This is a genomic window from Streptomyces sp. NPDC024632 (assembly GCF_055559175.1).
The window spans coordinates 143,949-159,066 of record NZ_JBVHLD010000012.1 but is presented as its reverse complement, the minus strand read 5'-3'; the positions used below and the strand labels follow the sequence as shown (position 1 = coordinate 159,066).

Annotated in this window: 14 protein-coding genes; 8 read left to right on the top strand and 6 right to left on the bottom strand. The window is 72.5% G+C overall.

Annotation, left to right across the window (positions count from 1 at the left end):
- Positions 1-77 precede the first annotated feature (77 nt).
- Together ACZ37P_RS24950 and glsA are read right to left on the bottom strand one after the other, a co-directional pair.
- Positions 78-1,172: a baeRF3 domain-containing protein gene (locus tag ACZ37P_RS24950; RefSeq protein ID WP_467348687.1), complete on the bottom strand. Its 1,095-nt coding sequence runs from the start codon at positions 1,170-1,172 to the stop codon at positions 78-80.
- Between the two features lie 61 nt (positions 1,173-1,233).
- A complete protein-coding gene (gene glsA / locus ACZ37P_RS24945) occupies positions 1,234-2,616 on the bottom strand; it encodes a glutaminase A (protein ID WP_355341061.1) in 1,383 nt (460 codons plus the stop codon).
- A 217-nt stretch (positions 2,617-2,833) separates the two neighbouring features.
- Here glsA and ACZ37P_RS24940 point away from each other — a divergent pair, with 217 nt between their 5' ends.
- The 6 genes from ACZ37P_RS24940 to ACZ37P_RS24915 all read left to right on the top strand — a co-directional run bounded on the left by ACZ37P_RS24940 (position 2,834) and on the right by ACZ37P_RS24915 (position 8,312).
- The gene (locus ACZ37P_RS24940) at positions 2,834-3,499 is read left to right on the top strand and encodes a hypothetical protein (RefSeq protein ID WP_391045067.1); all 666 of its coding nucleotides are present in this window, start codon (positions 2,834-2,836) and stop codon (positions 3,497-3,499) included.
- 114 nt (positions 3,500-3,613) lie between these two features.
- Positions 3,614-4,621, top strand: a complete 1,008-nt coding sequence (locus ACZ37P_RS24935) for a DUF4129 domain-containing protein (RefSeq protein WP_467348685.1) — start codon at positions 3,614-3,616, stop codon at positions 4,619-4,621.
- Positions 4,618-5,136, top strand: a complete 519-nt coding sequence (locus ACZ37P_RS24930; RefSeq protein WP_467348684.1) for a hypothetical protein — start codon at positions 4,618-4,620, stop codon at positions 5,134-5,136. Before ACZ37P_RS24935 ends, ACZ37P_RS24930 begins: the two co-directional genes overlap by 4 nt.
- A 91-nt stretch (positions 5,137-5,227) precedes the next feature.
- Positions 5,228-6,250: an AAA family ATPase gene (locus ACZ37P_RS24925; RefSeq protein ID WP_355341045.1), complete on the top strand. Its 1,023-nt coding sequence runs from the start codon at positions 5,228-5,230 to the stop codon at positions 6,248-6,250.
- A complete protein-coding gene (locus ACZ37P_RS24920) occupies positions 6,247-7,596 on the top strand; it encodes a DUF58 domain-containing protein (protein ID WP_355341042.1) in 1,350 nt (449 codons plus the stop codon). Before ACZ37P_RS24925 ends, ACZ37P_RS24920 begins: the two co-directional genes overlap by 4 nt.
- The gene (locus tag ACZ37P_RS24915; protein WP_467348681.1) at positions 7,593-8,312 is read left to right on the top strand and encodes a hypothetical protein; all 720 of its coding nucleotides are present in this window, start codon (positions 7,593-7,595) and stop codon (positions 8,310-8,312) included. The genes ACZ37P_RS24920 and ACZ37P_RS24915 overlap by 4 nt, the downstream gene beginning before the upstream one ends.
- 52 nt (positions 8,313-8,364) lie before the next feature.
- Here the strand turns inward: ACZ37P_RS24915 and ACZ37P_RS24910 are convergent, their stop codons facing one another.
- Positions 8,365-8,742, bottom strand: coding sequence for a DUF1801 domain-containing protein (locus ACZ37P_RS24910; protein WP_467348679.1), 378 nt, complete (start codon positions 8,740-8,742; stop codon positions 8,365-8,367).
- A gap of 339 nt (positions 8,743-9,081) precedes the next feature.
- Between ACZ37P_RS24910 and ACZ37P_RS24905 the strand changes: the two genes are divergently transcribed.
- Both ACZ37P_RS24905 and ACZ37P_RS24900 read left to right on the top strand, forming a co-directional pair.
- The gene (locus ACZ37P_RS24905; RefSeq protein ID WP_467348678.1) at positions 9,082-11,628 is read left to right on the top strand and encodes a glycoside hydrolase family 2 protein; all 2,547 of its coding nucleotides are present in this window, start codon (positions 9,082-9,084) and stop codon (positions 11,626-11,628) included.
- Positions 11,625-11,954: a substrate-binding domain-containing protein gene (locus tag ACZ37P_RS24900; protein ID WP_467348676.1), complete on the top strand. Its 330-nt coding sequence runs from the start codon at positions 11,625-11,627 to the stop codon at positions 11,952-11,954. Before ACZ37P_RS24905 ends, ACZ37P_RS24900 begins: the two co-directional genes overlap by 4 nt.
- Before the next feature lie 37 nt (positions 11,955-11,991).
- On the opposite strand, the gene ACZ37P_RS24895 is transcribed toward ACZ37P_RS24900, so the two are convergent.
- Genes ACZ37P_RS24895 through ACZ37P_RS24885 form a run of 3 tightly spaced genes read right to left on the bottom strand, consistent with a single transcriptional unit; the run spans position 11,992 to position 15,079 of the window.
- Positions 11,992-12,888, bottom strand: coding sequence for a carbohydrate ABC transporter permease (locus ACZ37P_RS24895; RefSeq protein ID WP_355341031.1), 897 nt, complete (start codon positions 12,886-12,888; stop codon positions 11,992-11,994).
- Positions 12,885-13,790 (bottom strand): carbohydrate ABC transporter permease, encoded by a 906-nt coding sequence (locus tag ACZ37P_RS24890; RefSeq protein ID WP_467348674.1) that lies wholly within the window; start codon positions 13,788-13,790, stop codon positions 12,885-12,887. Before ACZ37P_RS24890 ends, ACZ37P_RS24895 begins: the two co-directional genes overlap by 4 nt.
- On the bottom strand, positions 13,757-15,079 hold the full coding sequence (locus ACZ37P_RS24885; RefSeq protein ID WP_355341342.1) for an ABC transporter substrate-binding protein: 1,323 nt from the start codon (positions 15,077-15,079) through the stop codon (positions 13,757-13,759). Before ACZ37P_RS24885 ends, ACZ37P_RS24890 begins: the two co-directional genes overlap by 34 nt.
- Positions 15,080-15,118: the final 39 nt, after the last annotated feature.

The window sequence follows — 15,118 nt, the reverse complement described above, 5'->3', positions numbered from 1 at the left end:
GGGCCCGCCGCGCAACAGGCCGGGCAAGAGACCGCGTATGAGGCGAGGCCCGAGGCGGAGAAAGGCCGTGCGGGCCGTCAGTAGCGCAGCACGGCCGCGATGTGGTGGGAGCCGTTGAGCATCGCGTCGGGGACGAAGTGCACGCGGGCGCCGGTGTCGAGGGCCTGTTCGGCGATCTCGTCGACGATGTCCTCACGGGCGCCCGGGGTTTCGGGCGTGGCGGGGACGAGGTGGTCGGCGTCGTCGCGGACGGTGGTGCGGTAGTCGTCCTCGATGACGACGACTGCGGCGCGGCCCTCGACGACGGACTGCCAGACCTCGTCCACGCCCGCGGCGAAGGTACGGCGGCCACGGGCGGCGTCGAGTTCCGCGAGGACATCGGAGACGTCCTGGTCGGCGCGCTCGCGGACGGCGGGCAGCACGGCCTGCCGGACGGCTTCGGCGGGGCCCTTGGACAGACCGCCCTGGAGGACCCGGACGGCCTCCTTGGCATCGGGGCTGACCTCGTCCAGGACGGCGAGGGCCTCGGCCTCCGCGACGACGTAGAGGGGCCGCGGCTCGGCCGTGAGCACCGTACCGACGGCGTCGGCGACCTCGCGCAGATAGCGGCGGGTCTCCTCGTCGTTGAAGGTGCTGGGCCGGTCCCCGATGCGCTCCTCGCGCTCGATGTCGGTGTCGGGCAGCGACCGGGTCTTCGGGAAACCGCTCGCGGTGTGCTCGGTCAGCCGCTCCCGGCCGCCGCCCCACATGGTGGCGTGGTCGGCGGAGACCGCAAGCACCCAGTACGGCTGGTCGGCCGCCTGCGCGGCGATGAGATTTCGGGTCAGGAAGGTCTGCGCGAGCAGCACCCGCTCCGGGACCGAGCGGTCCAGCGACCACACCTGGTGCTCACCGGGCGCCGCGAAGATCGCCAGACCGTCCTCGGCGTGCACCAGGTCCACCTCGGACAGCGCCTTGTCCAGCTGCTCGACCACATCGATCCGGTCGGCCCTGGACACCTCGGGGTCGGACTCCACCTCGTCCTTGGCCCGTGCGATGAGATTGCGCAGGCGTACGGCGTCCTGCGCGTTGTCCGGCTCCCGGCGGTGCGTCGGCATCAGCACGGAGACGGCGGGGTAGTGGCGCGGACGGCGCAGGTCGGCGAGGGTGGCGGGGCTGAGAGGCGAGTGCATGGCAGGCCCTTCCGGCGAAGTCCCCCCGGACATGAAATCCCTTTGTCTCTTTATGGATATCTCACTGGGGCAGTGGCCGCAGCTCGTACAGCAGTGCGTCCTCCGCCCACGCCAGCGCGTCCTCCACGCTGTCGTGCCGTACCGCGACACCGCCCCAGTGCTGGTCCGGCGCGCCGACCAGGGCGACCTGGTGCCCCGCCGCCGAGATCCGCTCGAAGGCGTTGCCGAGCATCAGCCCGGCCACCGGATTGACGTGCGTCACGCGCTCCATGTCGACCACCACCCAGCCGGGCACCAGCGGCACGGCGCTCGCCAGCGCGTGCAGCAGCCGCTCCGCCGCGGGGAAGTCCACCTCGCCGCGCGCGGCCACCAGCACCACCCGGTCGCCGTCCCGGTCCAGCAGGTCGCGGTCGGCCGTCACCCGCTCCCGCCCGGAGGAGACCCGGGTCCCCGTACCGCCGCTGCCGCCCGTGCCGACCCGCGTCACGGTGTCCGCGCCCGGCACCGGGTGGTGCATCAGATGCATGCCGAACCGCCGCGACAGCTCCCGCAGCGCGACCACCCCGCGGATCGTACTGCCGGTACGGTCCAGCGGCGGGCTGTAGCAGGCGATGCCGAATCGGGCCGGGCTGGCCGCCGCGAGGCCGCCGGACACCCCGCTCTTGGCGGGCAGCCCCACCCGCACCAGCCAGTCACCGGCCGCGTCGTACATCCCGCAGGTCGCCATCACCGACAGCACCTCGACGGCCACCTGCTCGGCCACCACCCGCTCGCGCGTCACCGGATTGACCCCGCCGTTGGCGAGCGTCCCCGCCATCACGGCCAGATCGACGGTGTTCACCAGCACCGAGCACTGCCGGAAGTACACCTCGGCCGCCTCCACCGGGTCGGTGCGCAGCGAACCGGCCGCGTGCATGAGATACGCCAGCGCCCGGTTGCGGTCGCCGGTGGCCGCCTCCGAGCGGTAGACGTCCTCGTCCACGGTGAGCCGCCGCCCGGCGAAGGCGCTCAGCGCGTCGAGGATGCGCGCGGACCGTTCGCCCGGCGAGGCGGCCGGTACGAGATTGGTCGTCGCGATGGCCCCCGCGTTGATCATGGGGTTGGCGGGGCGGCCGGTGCCGTGCTCCAGGCTGATCGCGTTGAAGGCGTCGCCGCTCGGCTCGTTGCCCACCCAGCGGGTCATCTCGTCGAGGCCCAGCTCGGACAGGGCCAGCGCGTGCACGAACGGCTTGGACACCGACTGCACGGTGAACTCGGTACGTGACCTGCCCGCCTCGTAACGGTGGCCGCCCATGCTCACCAGCGCGATGCCGAAGTCGTCCGGGTCGGCCAGCGCGAGCTGCGGGATGTACGACGCCACCTCGCCGTCCCGCAGCGGCAGCAGCCGCCGGTGCACCTCGGCCAAGCCCTCGCTGACCACGTCGAACGCCACCGGATCGGTCATGGCCTCATGCTCGGCCCGTCCCGCCGACCCCGCAAACGCGCAGGCCCGCGGCGGGCACCCCCTCGCAGGGCCGGTGCGGACACCCGACCGCCGGGCCCGGCGCGTCACCCGTACGGCACCGCGCACGCTGCGCGCCGCCGGGGCACCCCGCACGGTGGAGGGGCGGCCGGAGCGTGTGCCCGACCGGTGACCAGCGCAGAAACCGGAGGGGAAGCCCGTGAGCCGACGTCGTACCGAGGGGACCCGCGCAGGAGAAACCGGTGACGGACGGGCTCGTACGGCCCGCTCGCGCCGCCTGCGCTCACTGACCGCGGCGGCGCTGGTGGCCATGGCGGCCGGCGGCCTGGCGCTGGTGTCGGCCTGCGACAACTCCTCCGGCAACAGCTCGACCGGAGCGACGACGCCCGGCGGGCCGCCCAGCACCGGGAACTTCTCCGGCACCCTGCCCTCCCCGCTGGACTCCCTCGCCTCCGCCGCCCAGCAGACCGCCTCCGCCGCGCAGTCCTCCGCGAAGGCCGCCGCCTCCAGCTTCGAGGCGTCGGTGGAAGCGGGCGCGGGCAGCGCCGCGGCCGAGGCGAAGTCGGAGCTGGCCAAGGTCGACGGGCAGGGCAACGCCGTCAAGGACGTCCAGCTCACCGGCTTCCCCAAGGCCAGGACCGGCGGCCTCAACGCCGTCCTGGTCAGCATCACCAACACCACCGACACGAAGGCGTCCTTCGCCGTCAAGGTCGAATTCGCCGACTCCGACGGAGCCGTCGTGGACTCCACGGTCGTCGGCGCCCGCGACGTCGAGCCCGGCAAACACGCCCAGCCGGTCGCCTTCAGCACGAAGGACGCCGACAAGACGCTCTTCCCGCGCGTGGCCCAGGCCCAGCGCTACTGAAGGACGCCCCGGCCCGCTCCCGCCCCCCCGTCAGCGCCTCCGCCCCGGCGGGGGGCCTGCTGACAGCCCTGGACTCGTGTGCGAAGCTGCCTTCCGCGACAAGGGGAGGTGGCGGTGGGACGGGCGGGGAACGGGGGAGGGCCGCGGACGAGCGCCGGGGCACGGGCGGCGCTCGGCGTCCTGGTGATCGGGGGTCTGGCGCTCAGCGCCCTGGTGCTGCGGCCCGAGGGCAAGGCGTTCGGCAAGGGCGGTGGACCGCTCGGCGGCAATGTGTTCGTGGTGGCGCTCGGCCTCGCGTGGTTCATCGGCGCGCTGATGCTCCACAACCGCTACGTGCTCCAGGTCGGTGACGACGCGGAGTCCGACCCGCTGCGGCAGCGGCTCGTGGACGTGGTCCGCGCCGCACTGCTGGGCGCCGCCTTCGTCGTCCCACTGCTGATCTTCGTCATGCACCGGTTCCACGCGTCCGGCCGTACCTCGGGCGGCGGCAAGGACCGCAAATGGCGAGCCGCCACCGCGCCGACCCCCAGCGCCCCCACACCGCCGCGTCCGCTCAAGAGGCACCAGGACAACCACGGCTTCCCCTCCTGGCTGACGCACGTCCTGATCGGCATCGGCATCGGACTGCTGGTGCTGGCCGTCGTCCTCGCCGCCGTGCTGCTCTGGCGCTATCTGCGGTCGGGCGAGGCGGAGCGGCAGGACGGCCCCGGGTACGACCAGGCCGACGACGAGGACGAACTGCTCGCCGAGGCCGTGGAGTCCGGGCGCCGGGCGCTGCGGGACGACGCCGACGCGCGCGCCGCCGTCATCGCCTGCTACGCCGCCATGGAACGGTCCCTCGCCGCCTCCGGCATCGCCCGCCGCGCCTCCGACAGCCCGCAGGACCTGCTCGAACGGGCCGTCACGGCAGGCCGGTTGGCGGGCCCGAGCGCGGCGGCGCTCACCGCGCTCTTCCGTGAGGCGCGCTACTCCACCCACCCCATGGACGACGGCCACCGGGACCGCGCCGCGCGGGCACTCACCGAGATCGCCGCCCAACTCGCCCCGGACGAGGCCGCGTCGGGCGACGGCGGCGGTCCCGGGGAGCGGACCACCGAAGCAGCCGCGGAGGCCGCACAGTGAAAGAACGCCTCCGGCGGGCGGCGGGCCCGCCCGGCTCCGTACGCCACTCGCTGGCCCTGCTCGGCTGCCTCGTCGTCGCCGCCGAAGTGCTGCTCGCGCTCACCGACGGCCTCGTCGCCGCGGCCACCGGCCTCGCCCTGATCACCGTCGTCGCGCTGGGTATCGCCCGGTATGTCGGCGGCGCGGGCGCGCAGGACAGCGGATACCGCAAGTCCGTACGGCTGCTCGGCGGTCGCGCCCCGGCGCTCGGCGAATGGCCGCGGGTCGTCCGCAAGGCGCTCGGCCCCGAAGGCGCCCTGCACTTCCACTCCACGCTCCGCCCGCAGTTGCAGCGGCTCTTCGCGGCCCGGCTCGCCGAGCGGCACGGGGTGCTGCTGCGCAAGAGCCCCGACCGGGCCCGCGCGATCGTCGGTCCCGACCTGTGGCCGTGGATCGACCCGACGACCGGCCCGCCGCAGCCGGCGATTCCCGAAGCCGTACTGCGGGCGCTGCTCGACCGGCTGGAGACGCTGTGACCGCGCCCGCATTCCGCGCGTCCGCCGTGCGCCGCCCCGCCCCCGTACCCCGTTTCACGACGCTCCACGACCAGGCAAGGTGAGGACCGCAGTGACCAGCTCCGAGCGCATATCCGACCACGACGCCGACGCCCTGAGCCCCCGGCGGGCGGGTGAGAGGGCCGCCGAGGTGCTCGCCGAGATCCGCACCGCCGTGGTCGGCAAGCCGGAACCGCTGGAGCTGGTCATGCTCGGCGTGCTCGCGGGCGGCCACGTCCTCATCGAGGACCTGCCGGGACTCGGCAAGACGCTGCTGGCCAGATCCTTCGCCACCACCCTCGGACTGGAATTCCGCCGCATCCAGTTCACCCCCGACCTGCTGCCCTCCGACGTCACCGGCGCGCCCTTCTACGACCAGCACAGCGGCGAGATGGTCTTCAGGCCCGGCCCCGTCTTCACGCACCTGCTGCTCGCCGACGAGATCAACCGCACCCCGCCCAAGACCCAGGCCGCCCTGCTGGAGGCGATGGCCGAGTCGCAGGTGTCGATCGACGGCAGCACCCGCGAACTGCCCGACCCGTTCGTGGTGATCGCGACCGCCAACCCCATCGAGTACGAGGGCACGTACACGCTCCCCGAGGCGCAGCTCGACCGGTTCCTGCTGCGGGTGCGGATGGGCTATCTGTCGGCGCCGCAGGAGACCGACATGCTGCGGTCCAGGATCGACAGGGCCGCGCCCGAGGCGAAGCTGCGCACCCTCAGCGGGCCGTCGGAAGTGCTCGCGATGCGCGCGGCGGTGGAGCGGGTCGAGGTCGAGGACGACCTGCTGGAGTACATCGTGGCGCTGGTCGGCGCGACCCGCGACCACGCGCACATCCAGGTCGGCGCGTCACCGCGCGGCGGCCTCGCGCTGGTCCAACTCGCCCGCGCCCGCGCCGTGCTCGACGGCCGGGACTACGTCACCCCCGAGGACGTGAAGTGGGTGGCGGTCCCGGCGCTCGCCCACCGCGTCACGCTCCGCCCCGAGCTGTGGGTCCGGCAGATCAACGCCGACGACGTGATCCGGGAGATCGTGCAGTCCGTACCCGCCCCGCAGACCCTGCCGCTGGCGGCCCGTGACGCCGTCGCGTCATGACCGACCCCCACGCGGCCGTCGCCCGCGCGCTCGGCGGTGCCCAGCCTCCGCCCGGCGAGCGGCGGGCCGTGCCCGCGGAGCCACCGCCGCCGCCGCCGACCGGCTGGCGCGCGGGCGAACGCGCCCTGCGGTACGGCACGGTGACCGCGGTCGCCGTCGCCGCCGCCCTGCTCACCGGACGGCCGTGGCTGCTCGCGCTGGCCGCCGGCCCGCTGGTGCTGCTCGCGCTCTCACTCCCGTACGGCACGCGCACGGCGCGGATGGACGTCACGGTCGACGTCGAACCGCGGCGGCTGTTCGAGGACGAGACCGTCACCGCCAGGATCACCGTCGCGTACGACGGCGACCGCGGGCGGCTCGACCCGGGCGTCACGCTGGGGCCCGGTGTACGGCTCGACCACCTCACCGTGGGCAGCTCGCGCGTGGAACTGCGGCTGACCGCCGAGCGCTGGGGCCGCTGGACGCTCGGTACCGTCGATCTCGACCTCTACGACGCGGGCGGCACCGCCCGCCGCACGGTCCGCGCGGACCTCGGCGAGGTGCGGGTGTTCCCCGTGCCGTCCCGCGCCGGGATGACGCCCATCCCGGTCCGCCTCCCGCAGCGGCTCGGCGAGCACACCGCGGCGCAGCGCGGTGAGGGCGTCGAGGTCACCGGCGTGCACCCGTACATCCGCGGCGAGCGGCAGCGGCGGATCAACTGGCCCGCCACGACCCGCCGCGGCTCCCTGCAACTCCAGCAGTTCGCCGCGGAGCGCGCCGCCGACACCGTCGTCATGCTCGACGGACTCGGCGACGTCCTCGACCCGGTCACCGGCACGTCCTCGCTGGACGAGACCTTCCGCGCGGCGGCCGGACTGGTCCGCGCCTATCTGCGCACCCACGACCGGGTCGGCGTCGTCTCGGTGGGCGGCACGACCCGCTGGCTCCAGCCGGGCAGCGGGGACGGCTACTTCTACCGGATCGTCGAGAGCGTCCTCGAAGTCCGCAAGGACATCTCCTACCGCACCGAGGGCGTGAGCAACCTCCCGCCGCCCGCGCTGCCCGAAGGCGCGATCGTGTACGTCTTCACGCCGCTGGCCGACCAGCGGATCCTCGACGTGCTGCATCGCGTGGCCGCGCGGGCCCTCGCCCTGGTGGTGATCGAGATCGCCACCGCGGACCCGTACATCGAACCCGGCGACGTCAACGCGGAGCTGGGCCTGCGGCTGTGGCGGTCCGAGCGGGACGCGACGCGCTTCGCGCTGAAGGAGCGCGGCATCGCGGTGGTCACCCATGAGCGCGGCGAGACCCTCGATCTGGCCCTGGCGCCGCTGGTGCGCACACGTATCCACGGAGGCAGGCGATGAGCGGTACGGCGGAGCGGCCGGGCGCGGCCCCGGCACCCTCGCCCCTGACGCCCGCGGCACCTTCGGCTCCCGCCCTGACGCCCGCGGCACCTTCGGCTCCCGCCCTGACGCCCGCGGCCCCGACGCCCTCGGCCGACGCGCCTTCGGCCCCTTCTGCACCTTCGACCCCCGCCCGGGCGGCCCGCCGTATCCGGCTCCCCGCCCAACTGCCCGCCCGCTGCCTGGCCGTGGCGCTCGCGCTCGCGGCGTGCGACGCGCCGGAGGCCGTACGCCACTCGCTCGGCGCACAGGTGGCGCTGCTCGTGGTGGCCGGGGTCGCTTGGTGGGCGGCGCCGATGGTGGACGAGCGGCCGGTGCGCAATTCGATGCGCTGGGCGAAGATCGCCGCCCGCCGCCGCTCCACCGTCCTCGCCGTGGGGTCGGTGGTGGCCGCGGCGGTCACCGAACCGCCGACCTGGCTGGCCGCCTGCGTCGTGGGCCTCTTCCTGGCGTATCTGCTGATCACCGACGACTGGACGCGGGGCGCGACCGCGCCGCGCGCCGCCCGCGGCCCGGCCCCCGCCCTGACCGCGGCGGCGGCCGTCGCCCTGACCTTCGTCTGCGCGACGGTGCCGGTGGCCGGTACCGACTGGGCACGGCTGCCCGCCGCGCTGGCCCTGGCGGCGACGGTCGGCTGCGTGGCCCTGGCCGTGCGCGGCCGGCGCGGCCCGCGCTGACCGCCGCCTCCTCGCGCGGTGCGGCCTCGCCGCGTGCCGCGGCCTCCCGCGTTCAGGCCGACTCCGCCGCGGCCAGCGCGCGGGCCTGGGTGAGCCACCGCGTGAACAGTTCGGCGTCCACGTCGTCCAGAGCGCGCAGCTTGACCGAGGCCATGGCCCGCGCGCCCGGCTCCAGCCGCCCGCTGGCGTCCTGGACCTGCTGGCCCTGCCAGAGCCCGAAGGTCACATAGGAGCCGTACGCCTTGAGCAGGCAGACCGGTGCGACGCCCGGCGCTCCGCCCAGGCTCCACACCGGGTGGCCGTGCCACATGGCGCCGGGCGCGTCCGGCAGCGCGGCCTCGATGATCTCCCGCGCCTTCGTGCCGACTTCGCGCAGCGGCTCCTCCAGGGCGGCGAGGTAGTCGGTGACGGTGGTGATGGACGTGGCCATGCGGATCACTCCCGAGCGTCGGATACGGCTTGTGCGGGGTTGACCGGCGCGGCGTCCGAAACTCATCGCCTCCGGCGGAGGTTTTTTCACCGCCACGGTCCGCCGGGTCCCGCACCGGCCCCGGACAGGCTCCGGGCCGGCTCCGGGCCGGCTCCGGGACGGCCCTGTATCGGTTCAGCAAAGCCCCTGACATCAAGGGAACACCCCGCTTCCCATCAGCACTTGCGGTGCTTTACCGTTTAATGGACAGCCGGTCGGCGGGGTCGCTAGGTTGGGCGCCGCGGGCCACCGGGGCCGACAACCGGCCGGCGGCAAGGCAACAGCAGGCAAGGAGCAGGGATGAAGGACGTCACGCCGATCGCCGACGGCTGGAGGCTGCGCCTTCCCGAGTCCGGGTCGGCAGCCCGAGCCGGAGCCGGAGCGGACGCCGCGCCCGCGCTCGGGTCCGGCACCGTACCCGCCCAGGTACCCGGCTGCGTGCACACCGACCTGATGGCCGCCGGGCTGCTGAAGGACCCGTTCCTGGATCGGAACGAGACCGCGGCGGCGTGGGTGGGACGCGCGGACTGGACGTACGAGACGGCGCTGCCGCCGCGTGCCACCGGGCACGAGCGCACCGACCTGGTCTTCGACGGCCTGGACACGGTGGCCGAGATCCGCCTCAGTGACACCGTCCTCGGCGCCACGCGCAACATGCACCGCGGTTACCGCTACGACGTCACCGAGCGGTACGGACCGGCGGCCGAGACCGCGCTGACCGTCGCCTTCACCTCCGCCTACACCGAGGCGGAACGGGTCCGCGCGCTGGTCGGCGACCGGCCCAACTCGTACCCCGAGCCCTTCCAGTACATCCGCAAGATGGCCTGCTCCTTCGGCTGGGACTGGGGTCCGACGCTGGTCACCGCCGGGATCTGGAAGCCCGCGCGGCTCGAACACTGGTCGACCGCGCGGCTGTCGGGCGTCACCCCGCTGGTCACGGTGGCCGACGGCACCGGACGGGTCGAGGCCCGGCTGGAGATCGAGCGCACCGCGTCCGGCCTGAACCGCCCGCTGACCGTCCGCCTGCGGGTGGGGGAGACGCGGGTCGAGGCCGACGTGCCCGCGGGCGCCGACCGGTGCACCGTCACCGCCGAGGTGCCCGGCCCCGAGCTGTGGTGGCCGCACGGCTACGGCGCCCAGCCGCTGTACGACTGCGAGGTCACCCTCGTCGACGCCGGGACCGAGGGCACCGACGGCGAAGACGGCGTGGCGCTCGACCACTGGCACCGCCGTATCGGCTTCCGCACCGTCACCCTCGACACCGCCCCCGACGAGAAGGGCACCCCCTTCACCCTGCTGGTCAACGGCGAGCCGATATTCGCCCGCGGGGTCAACTGGATCCCGGACGACGTCTTCCCGACCCGGATCACCCCCGACCGCTACCGCCGCAGGCTCCAGCAGGCCAAGGACGCGGGCGTCGACCTGATCCGCGTCTGGGGCGGCGGGATCTACGAGAGCGACGACTTCTACGACGCCTGCGACGAGGCCGGGCTGCTGGTCTGGCAGGACTTCCTGTTCGCCTGCGCCGCCTACTCCGAGGAGCAGCCGCTGCGTTCGGAGGTGGAGGCCGAGGCGCGGGAGAACGTGGCCCGGCTCGCCCCGCACGCCAGCCTCGTGCTGTGGAACGGCAACAACGAGAATCTGTGGGGCTTCCGCGACTGGGACTGGGAGCAGGATCTGGCGGGCGCGTCCTGGGGCGAGGGCTACTACCTGGGCCTGCTGCCCCGCGTGGTCGCCGAGACCGACCCGACCCGGCCCTACTGGGCGGGCAGCCCCTGGTCCGGCTCGTGGAACCACCACCCCAACGACCCGGCGCACGGCACCGCCCACTCCTGGGAGGTGTGGAACCGCCAGGACTGGACCGGCTACCTGGAGGACGTGCCGCGCTTCGTCGCCGAATTCGGCTGGCAGGCGCCGCCCGCGTACGCCACGCTGCGCCGGGCGCTGACCGACGACCCGCTCACCCCGGACTCGCCCGGCATGCTGCACCACCAGAAGGCCGCCGACGGCAACGGCAAGCTGGACCGCGGCCTGGCCCACCACTTCCCGGCCCCCGCCGACTTCGACACCTGGCACTACCTGACGCAGGTCAACCAGGTCCGCGCCATCGCGTGCGGCATCGAGCACTGGCGCTCGCACTGGCCGGCCTGCGCGGGCACCGTCGTCTGGCAGCTCAACGACTGCTGGCCGGTGACCTCGTGGGCCGCGATCGACGGCGACGAGCGCGAGAAGCCGCTCTACCACGAGCTGAAGCGGCTCTACGCGGACCGGCTGCTCACCGTCCAGGAGCGCGCCGACGGCCTGGTCGCGGCCCTGGTCAACCAGAGCGCGCGGGACTGGTCGGGCACGGCGGTCCTGCGCAGGGTCGCGGTGGACGGCGCCGTACTCGCCGAAGCCCGGCTGCCGTTCACCGCGACGGCCCGCACGGTCGCCGAGATCGCCGTACCGCGCGACCTCGTACCGCCGGGCGACAGCACCAAGGAACTGCTGACCGTCGAGGCCGAAGGACCCGGCGGCGGCGAGGACGTCCGCGCCCTGTGGTTCCCGGCCAGGGACAAGGACTTCGCCTACCCCGCGCCCCGCTGGGACCTGGAGCTGGCCACCTCCGACGGCGGCGCCACCGAAGTGACCGTCACCGCCCGGACGCTCCTGCGCGACCTGCTGCTCCAGGCCGACCGGCTCGACCCCGCGGCCCACGCCGACCGGGGCCTGGTCACCCTGCTGCCCGGCGAGCGCGTCACGATCACCGTACGCGGCTGGGACCGGCCGGAGCCCGGAGCCGCCGCCGCGGCGCTGTACTGCGTCAACTCCGCGGTCCAGCGCACGGATCCGGGCGACGAGCGGTGAGCCCTCCGGCCGGGGAGCCGGGACGCCGCCCCACCGCGATCCTCCACGACAACGACCTGATGGCCGTCGCCGGTCTGTCGGTGGCCGCCGAGATGGGCCTTGCCGTCCCCCGTGACGTCTCGCTGCTCGCCTGGGACGACTCGCAGCTGTGCCAGCTCACCCTGCCGAAGCTGTCGGCGATGAGCCATGACGTCTTCGGCTTCGGCGCCGAGGTGGCCCGGCGGCTGCTGACCGTGCTGAAGGGCGGCACACCCGCGACGGGACCGGTGGCCACCCCGGTACTGACCCCGCGCGAGAGCACCGCCCCGCCCGCCCGTACGACCTGACCGGCGAGCGCCGGTCCGCTTCGCTCCCGGTGCGTCCCTACTTCGTCGCGCCTCTGGTGAATCCGTTGTAGATGAACCGCTGGAGGAACAGGAAGATCACCAGCGTCGGCACGATCACCAGGATCGCGCCCGCCGAGATGTCCTCCCAATGCGCGCCGTAGGGCCCCTTGAAGCGGAACAGCGACGTCGAGATGGTCCCCAGACTCTCCGACGGCATGTACAGGAAGGGGATGTAGAAGTCGTTGTAGACCGTGATCCCCTTGATGATCACCACCGTGGCGATGGCCGGTTTGAGCAGCGGCAGGATGATCCGCCAGTAGATCGTGAAGGTGTTCGCGCCGTCGATCCTGGCCGCCTCGTCCAGCGAGACCGGAATGCTCCGGATGAACTGGAGGAAGATGTAGATCGACACGATGTCCGTGCCCATGTACAGCACGATCGGTGCCCAACGGCTGTCGTACATGCCGAAGTTGTTCACGATCTTGAAGGTCGCCACCTGTGTCGTCACGCTCGGCACCAGCGAGCCGATCAGGAACAGCGCGATCACCAGCCGCCGCAGCCGGAAGTGGAACCGGTCGATCGCGTACGCCGCCATCGAGCCGATCAGCACCGTGCCCGCGATCGAGAAGACCAGGATGAACGCGGTGTTCCCGAACGCGCGCAGCATCTTCCCGGCCCGGAAGGCCGTCACATAATTGTGGTAGTTCAGCCAGTTGTGCGGCAGGGACAGCGCCCCGCCGTCCGCCGTCATCTCCTGCGACGTCTTGAGCGAGGTCAGGAACACCGCGACCAGCGGCAGCAGCACCACCGCGGAGGCCAGCACGAGCGAGAGGTACACCAGCGCCCTGACCAGCACCCTGCGGGTGCGCGCGGGCCGGTCGACGGTCTCCGGCGGCGGGGCCTGCGCCGTGTCGCGGACGAGCAGCGAGGTCATACGAGATCGTTCCTCTCGTCGGGCACCACGACGCGCTGCAACCAGGTCACCAGCAAGATGATCACCAGCAGGGCGACGGCCGCCGCCGAGGCCAGCCCCATCTTGTTGAACTCGAAGGCCAGCTTCACCGTCTGGATCACGAAGGTCTGAGTGCCCGCCGCGCCGCCGGTCATGATGTACGGGATCTCGAACGCCGACAGCGAGCCGGAGATCGCCAGGATCGCGCTCAGACTCAGCACCGGTTTGATGCCCGGCGCGATGATGTGCAGGAACTGCTGCCAGCGGTTGGCGCCGTCCAGCTCCGACGCCTCGTACAGCTCACCGGGGATCGACTGGATCGCGCCGAGGAACAGCACGAAGTTCAGGCCCATGAAGCGCCACACCGACACCGCGGACAGCGAGGTGTTCGCCGTCCGCCCGCTGCCCAGCCAGAAGTGGTGCCCGTGCACCCCGAAGGCGCTCAGCACGGTGTCGAGGGTGCCGTGCGGCTGGAAGAAGTACAGGAAGACGAAGCCGATCGCGACCCCGTTGAGCAGGTAGGGGAAGAACAGCAGGCCCTTGAAGAGATTCCGGAACCGCAAGTCGAAGCTGAGCACGGTCGCGAAGTACAGCGCCAGCGCGATCTGCGCCACCGACGCCACCAGGTAGTAGACGCTGACGAAGAAGACCTGGAACAGCTCGGGCCTGGTGAACAGCTCCACGTAGTTCTTGGCCCCGACGTAGTTCCGGTCGGGGCTGACCCCGTCCCAGTCGGTGAAGCTGTCCCTGATCATGGTGCCGACCGGCAGGTAGGTGAACGTGATCAGCAGAGCGAGCGGCACCGCCAGGTACAGCCACGGCGTCACGGTCCGCCAGACCCGGGCGCGCGTCACAGGGCGGCGGTCTTCTGCGCGTTCGCCCACTTCTTGGCGAGGCCGGCGAAGATGCCGGGGAGATCACCACCCGCGGCGCCGCGCGCCACGTCGATCAGGTGCTGGCGGTACTCGGGCTTGTCGGTCATGCCGATCTCGGACTGGTTGTCGATCCTGGTGACCTTGGCGCTCTGCGCCTGCGACATCTCCACGAACCGCACACCGGCGTCCTGGAACGGCTTGAGGGCCGACGGCAGCGGTCCGCCCTTGAGCGTGGGGACGGCCTGATTGGTCTGCACGTAGCCGGACTTGTCGGTGAACCAGTCGATCCAGGCGCGGGCCGCCGCCTTGTTCTTGGAGTGGACGTTCACCGCCTCCTGGTAGTCGGGCGCCACCGGGGTGCAGAAGGTGCCGTTCTTCTGGGAGGGGAAGGGCATGTAGCCGATCTCGGACGGGTCGCGCCCGGCCTTCTTCGCCGCGTCCTGCATCTGCACGATGGACCACGAGCCCAGCCACATGGTGGCGATCTTGCCGGTGGCCAGCAGATTCTTGCTGTTCTCCCAGTTGGTGGTGGTCGGGTCCTGCTCGGAGAGCTTGTCGTGCACGATGGTGTAGAGCAGCGTGTCGCCGACGTTCAGGTCGGTGCCCGCGCGCCAGGGGTCCGGGTCGGTGGCGGGCTCGTCGGCCGCCTTGGCGTCGCAGGTGGCCGCGCCCTGCACCGAGGTCCAGGCGGTCAGCGGCCAGCCGTCCTTGTAGTTGGTGTAGTACGGCGTCGCGGAGGTCTTGGCCTTGACGGCCTTGAGGTCGGCGAGGAAGGCGTCGGGAGTGGTCGGCCAGTCGGTGACCCCGGCCTGCCGCCAGACGGCCTTGTTGTAGACGAAGCCCGCCGCGTTCGCGAAGTTCGCGATGCCGTAGACCTTGCCGCCGACCGTGGCCTTGCCGGTGAAGGTGTACTTCTTTCCCAACTCCTCGGCGCTGCCCAGCGAGGCGAAGAACTTCGGGTAGTCGTCGGTCTTGATGGCCGCCGGGATCATCAGCACATCGCCGTAGTTCGAGGTGTTCATCCGGATCTTCACCTCGCCCTCGTAGTCCGTGATCCCCTCGAAGGTCACCCGCACCTTCGGATAGAGCTTGCTGAACTCGGCGGCGTACTTCTTCATCGTGCCGTCCTGCACGAGGTCGGTCCGCTGGGTGAGGACCTTGATGTCACCCGACACCGCCGACGGGTCGGCGGGCACGGTGGCGGTACCGCCCTTGGACGTCGAGCCCCCGCCACCGCAACCCGCGGCGAGCAGCGCCATGGTCGCCAGCAGCGACCCGGCGAGTGCCTTGCCCTTCATGCACCATCTCCGTCTCCACAGCGCGGTACTTAAGCGATT